General features: G+C 40.5%; 13 protein-coding genes. 9 read left to right on the top strand and 4 right to left on the bottom strand.

What is annotated here, in order from left to right; translation table 11 throughout:
• Positions 1-7: 7 nt before the first annotated feature.
• Positions 8-1,174, bottom strand: a complete 1,167-nt coding sequence (locus FQT24_RS09315) for an IS30 family transposase (protein ID WP_143951979.1) — start codon at positions 1,172-1,174, stop codon at positions 8-10.
• A gap of 223 nt (positions 1,175-1,397) precedes the next feature.
• On the opposite strand from FQT24_RS09315, the gene rpmB reads away from it, so the two are divergent.
• Complete coding sequence (rpmB, locus tag FQT24_RS09320) at positions 1,398-1,586, top strand: 50S ribosomal protein L28 (protein WP_001140948.1); 189 nt, start codon at positions 1,398-1,400, stop codon at positions 1,584-1,586.
• A gap of 327 nt (positions 1,587-1,913) precedes the next feature.
• Here rpmB and FQT24_RS09325 read toward each other — a convergent pair whose 3' ends face one another.
• On the bottom strand, positions 1,914-3,080 hold the full coding sequence (locus tag FQT24_RS09325) for an IS30 family transposase (protein ID WP_143951979.1): 1,167 nt from the start codon (positions 3,078-3,080) through the stop codon (positions 1,914-1,916).
• Positions 3,081-3,285: 205 nt separating this feature from the next.
• Between FQT24_RS09325 and FQT24_RS09330 the strand changes: the two genes are divergently transcribed.
• The 7 genes from FQT24_RS09330 to FQT24_RS09360 all read left to right on the top strand — a co-directional run bounded on the left by FQT24_RS09330 (position 3,286) and on the right by FQT24_RS09360 (position 11,296).
• Positions 3,286-3,651, top strand: a complete 366-nt coding sequence (locus FQT24_RS09330) for an Asp23/Gls24 family envelope stress response protein (RefSeq protein ID WP_000216437.1) — start codon at positions 3,286-3,288, stop codon at positions 3,649-3,651.
• A 2-nt stretch (positions 3,652-3,653) separates the two neighbouring features.
• The gene (locus FQT24_RS09335; protein WP_070528646.1) at positions 3,654-5,321 is read left to right on the top strand and encodes a DAK2 domain-containing protein; all 1,668 of its coding nucleotides are present in this window, start codon (positions 3,654-3,656) and stop codon (positions 5,319-5,321) included.
• 200 nt (positions 5,322-5,521) lie between these two features.
• Complete coding sequence (locus tag FQT24_RS09340; RefSeq protein WP_020900041.1) at positions 5,522-7,222, top strand: acetolactate synthase large subunit; 1,701 nt, start codon at positions 5,522-5,524, stop codon at positions 7,220-7,222.
• On the top strand, positions 7,215-7,691 hold the full coding sequence (gene ilvN, locus FQT24_RS09345) for an acetolactate synthase small subunit (protein WP_001253803.1): 477 nt from the start codon (positions 7,215-7,217) through the stop codon (positions 7,689-7,691). The genes FQT24_RS09340 and ilvN overlap by 8 nt, the downstream gene beginning before the upstream one ends.
• A gap of 168 nt (positions 7,692-7,859) precedes the next feature.
• Entirely contained in the window at positions 7,860-8,882 is a 1,023-nt protein-coding gene (gene ilvC / locus FQT24_RS09350) for a ketol-acid reductoisomerase (protein WP_000290683.1), read from the top strand.
• A 112-nt stretch (positions 8,883-8,994) separates the two neighbouring features.
• Positions 8,995-10,245 (top strand): threonine ammonia-lyase IlvA, encoded by a 1,251-nt coding sequence (gene ilvA / locus FQT24_RS09355; RefSeq protein WP_000952976.1) that lies wholly within the window; start codon positions 8,995-8,997, stop codon positions 10,243-10,245.
• A gap of 835 nt (positions 10,246-11,080) precedes the next feature.
• The gene (locus tag FQT24_RS09360; RefSeq protein WP_001130035.1) at positions 11,081-11,296 is read left to right on the top strand and encodes a capsule biosynthesis transcriptional regulator; all 216 of its coding nucleotides are present in this window, start codon (positions 11,081-11,083) and stop codon (positions 11,294-11,296) included.
• Between the two features lie 243 nt (positions 11,297-11,539).
• Here the strand turns inward: FQT24_RS09360 and FQT24_RS09370 are convergent, their stop codons facing one another.
• Both FQT24_RS09370 and FQT24_RS09375 read right to left on the bottom strand, forming a co-directional pair.
• Complete coding sequence (locus FQT24_RS09370) at positions 11,540-12,280, bottom strand: amino acid ABC transporter ATP-binding protein (protein WP_000189477.1); 741 nt, start codon at positions 12,278-12,280, stop codon at positions 11,540-11,542.
• On the bottom strand, positions 12,280-13,845 hold the full coding sequence (locus FQT24_RS09375; RefSeq protein ID WP_143952821.1) for an ABC transporter substrate-binding protein/permease: 1,566 nt from the start codon (positions 13,843-13,845) through the stop codon (positions 12,280-12,282). Before FQT24_RS09375 ends, FQT24_RS09370 begins: the two co-directional genes overlap by 1 nt.
• A gap of 138 nt (positions 13,846-13,983) precedes the next feature.
• On the opposite strand from FQT24_RS09375, the gene FQT24_RS09380 reads away from it, so the two are divergent.
• The gene (locus tag FQT24_RS09380) at positions 13,984-15,873 is read left to right on the top strand and encodes a DUF2207 domain-containing protein (RefSeq protein ID WP_143952822.1); all 1,890 of its coding nucleotides are present in this window, start codon (positions 13,984-13,986) and stop codon (positions 15,871-15,873) included.

The following is a 15,873-nucleotide window of genomic DNA, read 5'->3' on the forward strand; positions in this document are numbered from 1 at the left end:
TTAGTTTTTAGAACTTATGTTGGAGTAATTTCGAAGACTGACAGACGTCTTCTGCAGGTATTTTAGAAATACCTAGAAGCTTAGGAATCTCTTCTCCATAGGTAAAGGCAAAGAGCTCATAGGCTGACTTTCCATTCAAAGCAGCACGTTTGACACTGTTGACATGAGAGCAGACGAGATTGATGTCCTCTTGAGTTAAGTTGTCAAAAGCAGTTCCCTTAGGTAGAATGTCTCGAATCAGTGTGTGGTTTTTCTCAATTCTCCCTTTCTGGTCAGAGCGATTAGGGTCACAAAAGAAGAGTTTACTCTCTCCTCGCACATCCATTTCGATATCATCAACCCTGGCAAACTCTCCACCATTATCGGTAAGAATGACAGGAAAGAGTTGGAAGAAATCTTTATCAGCTTCATGAAGAGTGTTCTTGATGGTATAGAGGTGTTTGGTAACCTCAAGGGCAGTTTTATTATCCAGAAGCCTAGCGAAGATAAAGTTACAGAAAGACAGGTTGAAGGTAAGTAGGACTTTACCTCCCATCCTCCCCAGAACTGTGTCCATTTCCAGCCAAGAGTCTAGTTGATTAAGGACTAAATAGTTTTGGAAATCCTCATAGGAACGGCCTTTTTTAGCTTCTTTAGGGATGGAAGGTAGTTTCCTTTTCCGTCTTTCTTTGAATTTAACGGCTCTGGCTAGGTCAATATGAGCGATAGATAGGTATCCTTTTCGGATGTGTCGATAGACGGTTGAGGAACTGACATCAAGGTTATGAGTTTTGAGGATATGATAGATGTGTTGTCCCTTTTTAACACCATCAGAAATGACTTTGTCCATGTCCCAGAAGGCCTTGGAATTAAGGGGAGTTCCTTCACGAGCTTCGACAAGAGTTTGTTCGTACTGTTTTTGAGCTTGTTTAGCAAGGTAGAAGATTTTTTTAAATCCACAATTTTGTCTTCTTTTAGGGCATCCATTACAGACAAAGGGAGCCTTATCGAGTAAAGGGCAAGGAAGGTTATCGCATGTAGACTCTCGGACTTGTCTGTTTCGTTTGACTTCTTTGGAAACAGTAGTTGGGTCTTTTAGAATGGATTGTCCGATAGCTTTGAAGGTTTCACCGCGCTCTAAGCCTAATTGGATATCATTACGGTCTGAAAGGGTAAGGTGTTTATGTTTTGTCATAGTAGACCTCATTTCTAACTCAAACGTCTCACACTTAATTCCACCATAAAAATCCGTTTTAGACTAATTTCCACTTTGGTTGGGCAAGTGGAAGTTACTTTGAGAAATTAGCAAATAAAAAAATCTTCCAATTCCCTTGCAAAAAAGAAGAAAGTGTGATAACATAGTACGGTATGTGGTGCTAGCACATCCGCTATATTAGATCTAATAGGAGGAAAACACAATGGCTAAAGTATGTTACTTTACAGGTCGTAAGACTGTATCAGGAAACAACCGTTCACACGCGATGAACCAAACAAAACGTGCCGTAAAACCAAACCTTCAAAAAGTTACTGTTCTTATCGATGGTAAACCTAAAAAAGTTTGGGCTTCAGCTCGTGCTTTGAAATCAGGTAAAGTTGAACGCGTTTAATAATAAAAGTAAGGAGACCTTAGGGTCTTTTTTCTTTTACTATAGATATAAAATCATTTGAAAAATAGAGTAAATGGTAAATTCGCAAACTAAGTTCCACCGCTAGTAGAAGTGGAAGTTAGTCTGATAAAAATCCTAAAAACCAGTGGAAATCCGTGTCAGGGTAAGTTCCACTGGTTTTACTAATGCTTGATTTCATCGCTTTTGTAACCAAAAGGAATCGAAAAAAAGAGCGCACAAAATCCCCTCATCTGAAAGCGTTTCAGATTAAGTTCCGCTATGGTGGAAGTTAGTGTGAGACGTTTGAATGCGGTTAAAGGTTAGTTTTTAGAACTTATGTTGGAGTAATTTCGAAGACTGACAGACGTCTTCTGCAGGTATTTTAGAAATACCTAGAAGCTTAGGAATCTCTTCTCCATAGGTAAAGGCAAAGAGCTCATAGGCTGACTTTCCATTCAAAGCAGCACGTTTGACACTGTTGACATGAGAGCAGACGAGATTGATGTCCTCTTGAGTTAAGTTGTCAAAAGCAGTTCCCTTAGGTAGAATGTCTCGAATCAGTGTGTGGTTTTTCTCAATTCTCCCTTTCTGGTCAGAGCGATTAGGGTCACAAAAGAAGAGTTTACTCTCTCCTCGCACATCCATTTCGATATCATCAACCCTGGCAAACTCTCCACCATTATCGGTAAGAATGACAGGAAAGAGTTGGAAGAAATCTTTATCAGCTTCATGAAGAGTGTTCTTGATGGTATAGAGGTGTTTGGTAACCTCAAGGGCAGTTTTATTATCCAGAAGCCTAGCGAAGATAAAGTTACAGAAAGACAGGTTGAAGGTAAGTAGGACTTTACCTCCCATCCTCCCCAGAACTGTGTCCATTTCCAGCCAAGAGTCTAGTTGATTAAGGACTAAATAGTTTTGGAAATCCTCATAGGAACGGCCTTTTTTAGCTTCTTTAGGGATGGAAGGTAGTTTCCTTTTCCGTCTTTCTTTGAATTTAACGGCTCTGGCTAGGTCAATATGAGCGATAGATAGGTATCCTTTTCGGATGTGTCGATAGACGGTTGAGGAACTGACATCAAGGTTATGAGTTTTGAGGATATGATAGATGTGTTGTCCCTTTTTAACACCATCAGAAATGACTTTGTCCATGTCCCAGAAGGCCTTGGAATTAAGGGGAGTTCCTTCACGAGCTTCGACAAGAGTTTGTTCGTACTGTTTTTGAGCTTGTTTAGCAAGGTAGAAGATTTTTTTAAATCCACAATTTTGTCTTCTTTTAGGGCATCCATTACAGACAAAGGGAGCCTTATCGAGTAAAGGGCAAGGAAGGTTATCGCATGTAGACTCTCGGACTTGTCTGTTTCGTTTGACTTCTTTGGAAACAGTAGTTGGGTCTTTTAGAATGGATTGTCCGATAGCTTTGAAGGTTTCACCGCGCTCTAAGCCTAATTGGATATCATTACGGTCTGAAAGGGTAAGGTGTTTATGTTTTGTCATAGTAGACCTCATTTCTAACTCAAACGTCTCACACTTAATTCCACCATAAAAATCCGTTTTAGACTAATTTCCACTTTGGTTGGGCAAGTGGAAGTTACTTTGAGAAATTAGCAAATAGAGTAAATATCCGCTGATACAGTATTCTGCTTTTACACTTGGGCTGAAATATGATAAAATAGAGTATCAACTAGTTGAGGTAAAAAGGATGACTGTAAAAATTAATACAAAAGATGGTCAAATCGAACTAACAGATGAAGTGATTGCAACCGTCGTAGGTGGAGCAGCAACTGAGATTTTTGGTGTGGTCGGTATGGCTAGTAAAAATGCCCTCAAAGATAATTTCCAAGCCCTTCTAGGTAAAGAAAATTATTCCAAAGGTGTCGTCGTAAAGGCAGCCGAAGATGGCAGTATTGCAGTTGATGTATATACCGTGTTGAGCTACGGAACAAAGATTAGCGAAGTGTCAAAAAACATTCAAGAGCGTGTTCGTTTTAGTTTGGAAAACCAACTTGGAATTACCGCTCAGACTGTAAATGTCTACATTCAAAATATCAAAGTTGTAGGAGAATAACCGTGTCAAAAATTACTACTAGCTTATTTCAAGAAATGGTGCAGGCTGCATCAACTCGTTTGAATAAGCAAGCTGAATATGTCAATTCATTAAACGTCTTTCCAGTTCCAGATGGAGATACTGGAACAAACATGGGAATGACCATTGAAAATGGTGCTAAGGAAGTTGCAGACAAACCAGCTTCTACAGTTGGAGAGGTAGCGAGCATTCTTGCCAAAGGTCTTTTGATGGGCGCGCGTGGGAACTCAGGAGTTATTACGTCTCAGCTTTTCCGTGGATTTTCACAAGCCATCAAGGATAAAGACGAGTTAACAGGTCAAGACTTGGCCCTTGCCTTCCAATCAGGTGTGGAAGTTGCCTATAAGGCAGTTATGAAACCAGTTGAAGGAACGATTTTAACAGTTTCTCGTGGGGCTGCTATCGGTGCTAAGAAAAAAGCTGAGCAAACAGATGACGCTGTTGAAGTCATGCGCGCAGCCTTGGAAGGTGCTAAAACAGCTCTAGCTAAAACACCAGACATGCTTCCAGTATTGAAAGAAGTTGGTGTTGTGGACTCAGGTGGTCAAGGATTGGTCTTTATCTACGAAGGTTTCCTTTCAGCTCTTACTGGCGAATATATTGCATCTGAGGACTTTGTAGCCACTCCTGCTAACATGAGTGAAATGATCAATGCAGAGCACCACAAGTCTGTAGCTGGTCATGTAGCGACTGAGGATATCACCTTTGGTTACTGTACTGAAATCATGGTAGCTCTTAAGCAAGGCCCAACCTATGCCAAAGATTTTGACTACGATGAATTCCGTAACTACTTGAATGAGCTTGGAGACTCTCTCCTCGTTGTTAACGATGATGAAATTGTCAAAGTCCATGTCCATACAGAAGATCCAGGACTTGTTATGCAAGAAGGTCTCAAATATGGTAGCTTGGTCAAGGTAAAAGTTGACAATATGCGTAACCAACACGAAGCACAGGTTGAAAAAGAAGCTGCTCAAGTTAGCAAACCAGCTGAAGAAAAAGAGTATGCTTTGATTGCTGTGGTGGCTGGTAAAGGTCTAGCAGATATCTTCCGTTCTCAAGGTGTGGATTATGTTATCGAGGGCGGTCAAACCATGAACCCTTCAACAGAAGACTTTATCAAGGCTGTTGAACAGGTTAACGCTCGTAACATCATCTTCCTGCCAAACAACAAAAACATCTTCATGGCAGCTCAATCTGCAGCAGAAGTTTTGGAACAACCAGCAGTAGTGGTGGAAGCTCGTACTTTGCCACAAGGTTTGACAAGTCTTCTCGCCTTTGATCCAAGTAAGTCCATAGAAGAAAACCAAGAGCGTATGACTGCTGCTCTTAGCGATGTCGTTAGTGGAAGCGTCACAACAGCTGTGCGTGATACAACCATTGATGGCTTAGAAATCCATGAAAACGATAATCTAGGTATGGTGGATGGGAAAATCCTCGTGTCAAACCCTGATATGCACCAAACCTTGATAGAAACCTTGAAACATATGTTGGATGAAGATAGTGAAATTGTAACCTTCTATGTCGGTGAAGACGGAAGCGAAGAACTTGCCAATGAAATTGCCCAAGAAATCACAGAAGAATTCGAAGATGTTGAAGTCGAGATTCATCAAGGTCAACAACCTGTTTACCCATACCTATTCAGTGTGGAATAAGATTAATGAAGAACTGAGAAATCAGTTCTTTTTTCTTTTTTAGTAAATGAAATCGGTATCTTTTTAATAAAAACAAAAATAACATTCATAAATAAACGTTAAAATAGAAAATTCAGAAAATTTCTTCTTTTCTCTTGAAAAATTTTGAAAAAATGGTATGATAGTAACAAGTTATTTTTAAGAGAAGAGAAAGGGGAACAATGGAGAAAATCAGTTTAGAATCTCCTAAGACGGGGTCGGACCTAGTTTTGGAAACACTTCGTGATTTAGGAATTGATACCATCTTTGGTTATCCTGGTGGTGCAGTCTTGCCTTTTTATGATGCGATATATAATTTTAAAGGCATTCGCCACATTCTAGGACGCCATGAGCAAGGTTGTCTGCATGAAGCTGAAGGTTATGCCAAATCAACTGGAAAGTTGGGTGTTGCCGTCGTCACTAGCGGACCGGGAGCAACAAATGCCATTACAGGGATTGCGGATGCCATGAGCGACAGTGTTCCCCTTTTGGTCTTTACAGGACAGGTTGCGCGAGCAGGGATTGGGAAGGATGCCTTTCAGGAGGCAGACATCGTGGGAATTACCATGCCAATCACTAAGTACAATTACCAAGTTCGTGAGACGGCAGATATTCCGCGTATCATTACGGAAGCTGTCCATATCGCAACTACAGGTCGACCAGGGCCAGTCGTAATTGACCTACCTAAAGACGTATCTGCTTTGGAAACAGATTTCATTTATTCACCAGAAGTGAACCTACCAAGCTATCAGCCGACTCTTGAGCCGAATGATATGCAAATCAAGAAAATCTTGAAGCAATTATCCAAGGCTAAAAAGCCAGTCTTGCTAGCTGGTGGTGGAATTAGTTATGCTGAAGCTGCTGCAGAATTAAATGAATTTGCAGAGCGCTATCAAATTCCAGTGGTAACCAGTCTTTTGGGGCAAGGTACGATTGCAACGACTCATCCACTCTTCCTTGGAATGGGAGGTATGCACGGATCTTTCGCAGCTAATATTGCCATGACGGAAGCTGACTTTATGATTAGTATTGGTTGCCGTTTCGATGACCGCTTGACAGGAAATCCTAAGACCTTCGCTAAGAATGCCAAGGTTGCTCACATTGATATTGACCCAGCTGAGATTGGCAAGATTATCAGTGCAGATATTCCTGTAGTTGGAGATGCTAAGAAAGCCTTGCAAATGTTACTAGCAGAACCGACAGTTCATAACAATACTGAGAAATGGATTGAGAAAGTTACTAAAGACAAGAACCGTGTTCGTTCTTATGACAAGAAAGAGCGTGTGGTTCAACCGCAAGCCGTTATTGAACGCATTGGTGAATTGACGAATGGAGATGCCATTGTGGTAACAGACGTTGGTCAACACCAAATGTGGACAGCCCAGTATTATCCCTACCAAAATGAACGTCAGTTAGTGACTTCAGGTGGTTTGGGAACCATGGGATTTGGAATTCCAGCAGCAATTGGAGCTAAAATTGCTAACCCAGATAAGGAAGTAGTCTTGTTTGTTGGGGATGGTGGTTTCCAAATGACTAACCAGGAATTGGCTATTTTGAACATTTACAAGGTGCCAATCAAGGTGGTTATGCTGAACAACCACTCACTTGGAATGGTTCGCCAATGGCAGGAATCCTTCTATGAAGGTAGAACGTCAGAGTCAGTCTTTGATACCCTTCCTGATTTCCAATTGATGGCACAAGCTTATGGCATTAAAAACTATAAGTTTGACAATCCTGAGACCTTGGCTCAAGACCTTGAAGTCATCACTGAGAATGTTCCTATGCTAATCGAGGTAGATATTTCTCGTAAGGAACAGGTGTTACCAATGGTACCAGCTGGTAAGAGTAATCATGAGATGTTGGGGGTGAAGTTCCATGCGTAGAATGTTAACAGCAAAACTACAAAATCGTTCAGGAGTCCTCAATCGCTTTACCGGTGTCCTGTCTCGTCGTCAGGTTAATATCGAAAGCATCTCTGTTGGAGCAACAGAAGATCCGAATGTATCGCGGATCACCATTATTATTGATGTAGCTTCACATGATGAAGTGGAGCAAATTATCAAGCAACTCAATCGTCAGATTGATGTGATTCGCATTCGTGATATCACAGACAAGCCTCATTTGGAGCGCGAGGTGATTTTGGTTAAGATGTCAGCGCCAGCTGAGAAGCGAGCTGAGATTCTAGCAATTATTCAACCTTTCCGTGCAACAGTGGTAGACGTAGCGCCAAGCTCGATTACCATTCAAATGACTGGAAATGCTGAAAAGAGTGAAGCTCTATTGCGAGTCATTCGACCGTACGGTATTCGCAATATTGCTCGAACGGGTGCCACTGGATTTACCCGCGATTAATACTCTTCGAAAATCTCTTCAAATCACGTCAGCTTTGCCTTGCCGTACTCAAGTACAGCCTGCGGCTAGCTTCCTAATTTGCTCTTTGATTTTCATTGAGTATAAAAATATTTTAAATTTGTTAAACCAGCCTAAAAGGCAATAAATAATAGAAAAGAGAGAAAAACTATGGCAGTTCAAATGGAATATGAAAAAGATGTTAAAGTAGCAGCACTTGACGGTAAAAAAATCGCCGTTATCGGTTATGGTTCACAAGGACATGCGCATGCTCAAAACTTGCGTGACTCAGGTCGTGATGTCATCATCGGTGTACGTCCAGGTAAATCTTTTGACAAAGCAAAAGAAGATGGATTTGACACTTACACAGTAGCAGAAGCAACTAAATTGGCTGACGTTATCATGATTTTGGCACCAGACGAAATCCAACAAGAATTGTACGAAGCAGAAATCGCTCCAAACTTGGAAGCTGGAAATGCAGTTGGATTTGCTCATGGTTTCAATATCCACTTTGAGTTTATCAAAGTTCCTGCGGATGTAGATGTCTTTATGTGTGCTCCTAAAGGACCAGGACACTTGGTACGTCGTACTTATGAAGAAGGATTTGGTGTTCCAGCTCTTTACGCAGTATATCAAGATGCAACAGGAAATGCTAAAAACATTGCTATGGACTGGTGTAAAGGTGTTGGAGCAGCTCGTGTAGGTCTTCTTGAAACAACTTACAAAGAAGAAACTGAAGAAGATTTGTTTGGTGAACAAGCTGTACTTTGTGGTGGTTTGACTGCCCTTATCGAAGCAGGTTTCGAAGTCTTGACAGAAGCAGGTTACGCTCCAGAATTGGCTTACTTTGAAGTTCTTCACGAAATGAAATTGATCGTTGACTTGATCTACGAAGGTGGGTTTAAGAAAATGCGTCAATCAATTTCAAACACTGCTGAGTACGGTGACTATGTATCAGGTCCACGTGTAATCACTGAACAAGTTAAAGAAAATATGAAGGCTGTCTTGGCAGATATCCAAAATGGTAAATTTGCAAATGACTTTGTAAATGACTATAAAGCTGGACGTCCAAAATTGACTGCTTACCGTGAACAAGCAGCTAACCTTGAAATTGAAAAAGTTGGTGCAGAATTGCGTAAAGCAATGCCATTCGTTGGTAAAAACGACGATGATGCATTTAAAATCTATAACTAATTGATAGAAATTAAGGTGAAGGCGAGTTGGGGGACTAACTCGCTTTTATAATCAATTCATCTCTTTTTAAAAGATGTATTACGATAAGTTTGAAATAGTCTAGGAGAAAATGATGTTAAGTTCAAAAGATATAATCAAGGCTCATAAAGTCTTGAACGGTGTGGTTGTGAATACCCCACTGGATTACGACCATTATTTATCGGAGAAGTATGGTGCTAAGATTTATTTGAAAAAGGAAAATGCTCAACGTGTTCGTTCTTTTAAGATCCGTGGTGCCTATTATGCTATTTCTCAGCTCAGCAAGGAAGAACGTGAGCGTGGGGTAGTCTGTGCCTCTGCGGGGAATCATGCTCAGGGAGTTGCCTATACTTGTAATGAAATGAAAATTCCTGCTACTATCTTTATGCCCATTACTACTCCGCAACAAAAGATTGGTCAAGTTCGCTTTTTTGGTGGGGACTTCGTGACTATTAAATTAGTTGGAGATACTTTTGATGCCTCAGCCAAAGCAGCTCAAGAATTTACAGTTTCTGAAAATCGTACTTTTATTGATCCATTTGATGATGCCCATGTTCAAGCTGGTCAAGGGACAGTTGCTTATGAGATTTTAGAAGAGGCTCGAAAAGAATCGATTGATTTTGATGCTGTTTTAGTCCCTGTTGGCGGGGGTGGTCTCATTGCTGGGGTTTCTACCTATATCAAGGAAACAAGTCCAGAGATTGAAGTCATTGGGGTAGAGGCTAATGGAGCACGTTCCATGAAGGCTGCCTTTGAAGCTGGTGGACCAGTTAAGCTCAAGGAAATTGACAAATTTGCGGATGGAATTGCTGTGCAAAAGGTAGGGCAGTTGACCTATGAAGCAACTCGTCAACATGTTCAAACTTTGGTAGGTGTCGATGAGGGATTGATTTCTGAAACCTTGATTGACCTTTATTCTAAGCAAGGGATAGTCGCAGAGCCTGCTGGAGCAGCTAGTATCGCCTCTCTAGAGGTTTTAGCTGAATATATCAAGGGGAAAACCATTTGTTGTATCATTTCTGGAGGAAATAATGATATCAACCGTATGCCAGAAATGGAAGAGCGCGCCTTGATTTATGATGGGATCAAGCATTACTTTGTGGTCAATTTTCCACAGCGTCCAGGGGCTTTGCGTGAGTTTGTAAATGATATCCTGGGGCCAAATGATGATATCACACGTTTTGAGTATATCAAGCGAGCTAGCAAGGGTACAGGGCCTGTACTGATTGGGATTGCCTTGGCAGATAAGCATGATTATGCAGGCTTGATTCGTCGAATGGAAGGTTTTGATCCATCTTATATTAACTTAAATGGTAATGAAACGCTCTATAATATGCTTGTCTGAGGACAAATAAAAAAATATCATATTATTTGCACAACTGATGTATAGGTGCTATAATGAGGGTGAAGAAAGGGGGCGATTCCTATGGACTTAGGAAATCGATTACGCTATTTCTATCACAAGTCATTATAGTACCTATTATTTTTTGATTCAGTTTATAGTAAGGGAGTAAAATTACTTGTTATATATAAGGAGTATTTTTAGAATCCACTATTTTATATATAGCTAATATGAAATTTGGTTAAATATAATAGGAATTAGAAAAAATAATCAATACTAATGAGAAGCCTTATACTGAGATGGCTGAGAAGAGTGATGGGGTACGAAAAGCAGTAGAAAATGTTGAAAGATAGGATACAACTGTTTCCTGACTACTCATTTTTTAATGAGGTAGGAGAAACAAAAGGAATCTTGATAAAGTAAATAAATAGTACCAGTTGAGCAAGTGAAAAAGTGCTTATACAGACAGGAAGAAAGTCGAAGAAGGAGAAGAAAAAGAATAGTTAGTAATAGTGTGGAGAGAAAGCTTTCCGCTATTAGGAATGTCCTTTTAAAGTTGGATAAATAGAATAAAGCTGAAGATAAAACCTGTCTAACCTATCAAGAACTGGTATTTGAGAATATGAATATTCTTACAAATAAAAGAGTTAATAATGCAATTATTTTAAAGGTATTTACTAATGGTTTATAGCAAGCAAAAACCTATATATTATCGGCTTTAATAAGGTAGTAATAGAAATATAAGTCATTAATTTTATTGAATATATGTTTTTTTATTGACAAAAGACATAAAAACGTATACAATTAAATATCGTAAAGAAGAAAATAGGAGAAGGACATGGCTAAGTCAAACTTTGAAAAAGTAGAATCAGTTGTTGGCTGGGTTCGTGATAAGAAGATCACAGGCTACCGTATCTCTAAAGAAACGAATGCGCGTGAAATGTCTATCATTGCTCTAGCGCAGGGGCGTGCAAAAGTAAAAAATATTTCGTTTGAAACGGCTCTAGGTTTAATTGATTTCTATGATAAAAATCATGAAAAATTTGAAGATTAATCTTTGGATAATGGCGGATTCTTGAATAGGGTCTGCCTTTTCATTTTGATACTCAATGAAAATCAAAGAGCAAACTAGGAAGCTAGCCGTAGGCTGCTCAAAGCACTGCTTTGAGGTTGTAAATAAGATTGACAGAGTCAGTAACATATACCTACGGCAAGTCGAAGCTGACGTGGTTTGAAGAGATTTTCGAAGAGTATGAGGACAGCAAAAAGACTGCACGGTTGATGCAGTCTTTTCTTTTTATTTGAGATAGCGTTGAAGGAACTCTTTTGTACGGTCTTCTTTAGGATTGGTAAAGAGGTCTTCAGGTTTGCCTTCCTCAGCAATTACTCCCTTATCCATAAAGATAACACGGTGAGAGACATCACGGGCGAATTCCATCTCGTGGGTTACGACAATCATGGTCAAGCCTTCCTGAGCTAAATCCTGCATGATTTTGAGGACTTCTCCAACCATTTCTGGATCGAGAGCTGAAGTTGGTTCATCAAAGAGAATAGCGTCAGGATTCATTGAAAGGGCACGAGCGATAGCCACACGTTGTTTTTGACCACCTGAGAGTTGTTTTGGCTTCGCTTGCCAGTAGCGTTCTCCCATGCCGACTTTTTCTAAGTTTTCTTTGGCAATTTTTTCAGCTTCTGTACGTTCGCGTTTAAGGACAGTCGTCTGAGCGACGATTGTGTTTTCAAGAACGTTGAGATTTTCAAAGAGGTTAAAGGATTGGAACACCATTCCTAACTTTTCACGGTATTGTGTGAGATCATAGCCTTTTTCGAGGACGTTTTGTCCATGATAAAGGATTTGTCCATCAGTTGGTGTTTCAAGTAGGTTAATGGAGCGTAGGAAGGTCGATTTCCCGCTTCCTGAGCTTCCGATGATAGAGATAACCTCTCCCTTGTGGACAGTGAGAGAAATGTCTTTTAGCACTTCGTTTTGACCATAGGATTTTTTGAGGTGTTTAATTTCAAGGATTGCTTGTGTCATTATTTCAAATCCTCCGTTTGCATTTGGTTAGCACCTGTAGTATAGGTATCCATGTCCATTTGGCGCTCGATGAAGCGTAGGATACGTGTTACGGTGAAGGTGAGGACAAAGTAAATCACGGCGATGATTGTAAATGTCTGGAAGTATTGATAGGTCTGAGTTGCCACGGTATTTCCTGAGAAATAAAGCTCAACAACAGAAATAACGTTCAATACAGATGTATCTTTGATATTGATGACAAATTCATTACCAGTTGCTGGTAGGATGTTACGGACTACTTGAGGTAGGACAATCTTACGCATTGTTTGGTTATGAGTCATACCAAGAGCAGTAGCGGCTTCAAATTGTCCCTTGTCAACTGCTAGGATACCACCACGAACGATTTCAGTCATGTAGGCACCAGTGTTGATTGAAACGATGAAGATAGCAGCCAGTGTGCGGTCAAGGTTGATCCCGAAAGCTTGAGCAGTTCCATAGTAGATAACCATCGATTGAACAATCATAGGTGTACCACGGAAAATTTCAATGTAGACATTGAGGATCCAGCCGACTAGTTTTTGTAGGCCGTAAATGGCTTTGTTTTCAGAGAGAGGAGCAGTACGGAAAACACCAATAGCAAGACCGATAATGAGACCTATGATGGTTCCGACGATAGAGATTAAAAGAGTGATACCAGCACCACGCAAGAGTTGTTGCCAGTTTTCAGAAAGAATTTTAGCGACTTGGTTAAAGAAACTACTGCTAGTCTCTTCAGTTGTTGTTGCTTCGGCAGGTTGTTCCTTGATCATACGATCCATTAGGGCAACTTGGTCATCTTTTGAAATGGTTTCAATGCTGGCATTGATTTGGCTAATACGAGTGTCATCTTTACGAAGTCCAATGGCAATAGCTGTATCTTCTTCTCCAGTTTTGAAACCTGGTTCTACTTGAATCATCTTAAACTTAGAGTTAGCTGCTTCGGCAGTCAGAGCTTCTGGGCGTTCAGAAACATAGGCATCAATGACACCAGCCTCAAGAGCTTGGCGCATTTGAGCGAAGTCTCCCATGGCAGTTTCTTTTTTAGCACCTGGGATTTGACCAATCAAGTCGTAGAGGTAGACACCTTGTTGAGAAGTGATTTTTGCACCATTAAAGTCATCCAAAGATTTGGCATTTGCATAGGCAGAATCTTTTTTGACAAGTAGGACAGGCTCGCTAGTGTAGTAGCTGCTTGAAAAGGCGACTTCTTGTTTACGTTCAGCAGTAGGGCTCATACCTGCGATAATCATATCAATCTTACCAGAAGTAAGGGCAGGGACCAGACCTTCCCACTTGGTTTTAACAACCAAAGGTTCTTTACCTAAGTCCTTAGCAATTTTCTTGGCAATCTGGACATCGTATCCATTGGCGTACTGGTTGGTTCCATCGATTTTGACAGCTCCATTGCTATCATCATCCTGAGTCCAGTTAAAGGGGGCATATGCTGCTTCCATCCCGATGCGTAAATATTCATCAGCTTGAGCAACATTGACAAGTCCTAGCATCAGCAAGAGACTTGTGAAAATAGATAAGTATATTTTTCTCATGATTTCTCCTATTTCTAATCTATTAAAAAATAACTGTCTCCTATTTTATCGAAAAAAACTCTATTTTTCAATACGGGTAAGCCCTTACTTGAGAAAAAATGATATAATGATAGCAAAGATAAAAAGGGGGCTTGTTTGATGAAAAAAACTTTTTTCTTACTGGTGTTAGGCTTGTTTTGCCTTCTGCCACTCTCAGTTTTTGCCATTGATTTTAAGATAAACTCTTATCAAGGGGATTTGTATATTCATGCAGACAATACGGCAGAATTTAGACAGAAGATAGTTTATCAGTTTGAGGAGGACTTTAAGGGCCAAATCGTGGGACTTGGACGTGCTGGCAAGATGCCTAGCGGATTTGACATTGACCCTCATCCAAAGGTTCAGGCATCGAAAAATGGTGCTGAACTAGCAGACGTTACTAGCGAAGTGATAGAAGGCGCAGATGGTTATACTGTTAAAGTTTATAATCCAGGTCAGGAAGGTGACACAGTTGAAGTTGACCTTGTCTGGAATTTAAAGAACTTGCTTTTTCTTTATGAAGATATCGCTGAATTAAATTGGCAACCTTTAACAGACAGTTCAGGGGCTATTGGAAAGTTTGAATTTCATGTAAGGGGAGAAAAGGGGGCTGAAAAACTCTTTTTCCACACAGGAAAACTTTTTAAAGAAGGAACGGTTGAAAAGAGTAACCTTGATTATACGATTCGTTTAGACAATCTTCCTCCTAAGCGTGGAGTTGAATTGCATGCCTACTGGCCTCGAACTGATTTTGCTAGCGCTAGAGATCAGGGCTTGAAAGGGAATCGTTTAGAAGAGTTTAATAAGATAGAAGACTCGATTGTTAGAGAAAAGGACCAGAGTAAACAACTCGTCACTTGGGTCTTTCCTTCGATACTTTCCATCTCTTTGTTATTGAGCGTCTGCTTCTATTTTATCTATAGAAGAAAGACCACTCCTTCAGTCAAATATGCTAAAAATCATCGTCTCTATGAACCACCAATGGAATTAGAGCCTATGGTTTTATCGGAGGCTGTTTACTCGACCTCCTTGGAGGAAGTGAGTCCCTTAGTCAAGGGTGCTGGCAAATTCACCTTTGATCAACTTATTCAAGCTACCTTGCTAGATGTGATAGACCGTGGGTATGTCTCTATCATTTCAGAAGGAGATGCAGTTGGCTTGAGGCTGGTAAGAGAAGATGGTTTGTCAAGCTTTGAGAAAGACTGTCTAAATCTGGCTTTTTCAGGCAAAAAAGAAGAAACTCTTTCCAATTTGTTTGCGGATTACAAGGTATCTGATAGTCTTTATCGTAGAGCTAAAGCTGCTGATGAAAAACGGATTCAAGCAAAGGGGCGTCAGCTCAAATCTTCTTTTGAAGAAGTATTGAAACAGATGCAAGAAGGAGTGAGAAATCGAGTTTCCTTCTGGGGGCTCCCAGATTACTATCGTTCTTTAACTGGTTTGGAAAAAGCCTTGCAAGTGGGGATGGGACTCTCTACTATCTTGCCCTTATTTATTGGATTTGGTTTGTTCTTGTACAGTTTAGACGTTCATGGCTATCTTTACCTCCCCTTGCCTATACTTGGTTTTCTAGGTTTGGTTTTGGCTGTTTTCTATTATTGGAAGCTTCGACTAGATAATCGTGATGGTGTTCTGAATGAAGCGGGAGCAGAGGTCTACTATCTCTGGACCAGTTTTGAAAATATGTTGCGTGAGATTGCACGATTGGATCAGGCTGAATTGGAAAGTATTGTGGTCTGGAATCGCCTCTTGGTCTATGCGACCTTATTTGGCTATGCGGACAAGGTCAGCCATTTGATGAAGGTTCATCAGATTAAAGTGGGAAATCCAGATATCAACCTCTATGTAGCTTATGGCTGGCACGGTATGTTTTATCATTCAAGCGCGCAAATGAGCCATTATGCCAGCATCGCAAACACAGCAAGTACCTATTCCGTATCTTCTGGGAGTGGCAGTTCTGGCGGTGGCTTCTCTGGAGGCGGCGGCGGTGGCAGTATCGGTGCCTTTTAA

Origin of the sequence: Streptococcus mitis (assembly GCF_901542415.1) — a bacterium.
In the GTDB taxonomy this organism is placed as follows: Bacteria; Bacillota; Bacilli; order Lactobacillales; family Streptococcaceae; genus Streptococcus; species Streptococcus mitis_BL.